2 protein-coding genes and 1 pseudogene are annotated in these 1,712 nt (G+C 76.1%); all 3 read right to left on the minus strand.

Annotated elements, in window-relative coordinates; all coding sequences use genetic code 11:
• Positions 1 to 124: chorismate synthase (locus AB0K65_RS32285; RefSeq protein ID WP_365722862.1), on the minus strand; the 124-nt coding region annotated here is incomplete at its 3' end.
• Complete coding sequence (gene aroA / locus AB0K65_RS32290) at positions 121 to 1,464, minus strand: 3-phosphoshikimate 1-carboxyvinyltransferase (protein WP_365722860.1); 1,344 nt, start codon at positions 1,462 to 1,464, stop codon at positions 121 to 123. The genes aroA and AB0K65_RS32285, both read right to left, overlap by 4 nt.
• A pseudogene (locus AB0K65_RS32295) lies at positions 1,461 to 1,712 on the minus strand (3-dehydroquinate synthase); the annotation flags it as partial. The gene aroA and the pseudogene AB0K65_RS32295, both read right to left, overlap by 4 nt.

The following is a 1,712-nucleotide window of genomic DNA, read 5'->3' on the forward strand; positions in this document are numbered from 1 at the left end:
GCCGCGCGAGGTGGTCCGCCACCAGCTCCGTGGTGACCGGGACGCCGGCGGGAAGCCCCTCCAACGTCGCGACCAGCGCGGGTCCGTGCGACTCCCCCGCTGTCAGCCAACGCAACCTGCTCACCGAAGTTCCTCCTGTGCGTACGTAGGGAACAGCCGGGCCATCTCGTCGTGGAAGCCCGGGAACGTCTTGGCCACGCACGCCGGGTCGTCCAGCGTGATCGTCCCCGGGACCGCGAGGCCGAGCACCGAGAAGGCCATGGCGATCCGGTGGTCCCGGTGGCAGGCGATCCGCGTGGGACGCGGGAGGCCGGGGTGCACGGTGATCCGGTCGGGGCCCTCCTCGACCCGGATGCCGCAGGCGCGGAGGTTCTGCGCGACGGCCGCGATCCGGTCGGACTCCTTCAGCCGGGCGTGGGCGATGCCGGTGATGGTGATCGGCGCGTCCGCGAGCGGGGCGATCGCCGCGAGGGTCATGAAGGTGTCGGAGATCGGCCCCATGTCGAGGGTGAAGCCGCCGCGGAGCCGCGCCCCACCGCTCGCCGCGCTCGTGTCGGCCGCCGTGCCCGTGACGGTCGTCGCGCCCGCGCCGGTCTCGACCCGGGCGCCGGCCCGCCGCAGGGCGTCGACGAAGCGCAGATCGCCCTGGAGGCTGCCGCTGCCGAGACCCGGCACGGCGACGGCCGTACCGGTGACGGCCGCGGCGGCGAAGACGTAGGAGGCTGTCGAGGCGTCGGGTTCGACGGCGAGGTCGGCGGCCCGGTAGCGGCCGGGGGCGACGGCGATGGCGCCGTCCCGCTCCGACACCTCGGCGCCGAAGTGCCGCATCAGGGCGAGGGTCATGTCGACGTACGGGCGGCTGACGAGGTCACGCGCCTCGACGGTGAGACCGGCGTCCATGAGCGGCGCCGCCATCAGCAGACCGGTGAGGTACTGACTGCTCAGCGAGGAGTCCAGGGTGATCCGGCCGCCGGCGAGTCCCTCCGACTCCAGCGTCAGCGGCAGCGTGCCCTTCCCCCGGCCCGGCTCTCCGGCCCGGTGCTCCGCTCCTTCGGGTTCCTCCCCGCGGACCCGGGCGCCGAGGCGCGTCAGCGCGTCGGTCAGCGGGGCGAGGGGGCGGGCGCGCAGCTGCGCCGAACCGTCGAAGGTGAACGTGCCCCGGCCGGTGGCCGCGAACGGCGGCAGGAAGCGGGCCGCCGTCCCCGCGTCGGCGCACCAGACCCGGGCGGTGCCGCGGGGGCCGCGGCCGCTGCCGGTGACGTCCCAGCGGCTGTCGTCGGGGGTGGCGCGGACGGGGGTGCCGAGGCCGGTCAGCGCGGTGCGGAAGGCGAGGGTGTCGTCGCTGACGAGCGGGGCCCGCAGGCCGGTCGTGCCCTCGGCGGCCGCGGCGAGCAGCAGGGCGCGGTTGGTGATGCTCTTGGACCCGGGGATCCGGGCCGAGAGGGCGGTGGGGACGGTGGTCATGGGGACACCTCGCGGTACGCGGTGGCGAGCAGGTCGGGGCCGGGGCCCTCGAGGACTCCGGGCCTGCCGGGCCCCGGTCCGTCGAGGACGATGAAGCGCAGCAGGTCGCCGCGGGTCTTCTTGTCGACCCGCATGGCCTCCAGCAGCGCGGGCCAGGCGTCGGCCCGGTAGGTCAGCGGCAGGCCGAGCGAGCCCAGGACGGCGCGGTGGCGGTCGGCGGTGGCGTCGTCGAGCCGCCCGGCCAGCCG

The organism is Streptomyces sp. NPDC053755, from assembly GCF_040677675.1.
Taxonomy (GTDB): Bacteria; Actinomycetota; Actinomycetes; order Streptomycetales; family Streptomycetaceae; genus Streptomyces.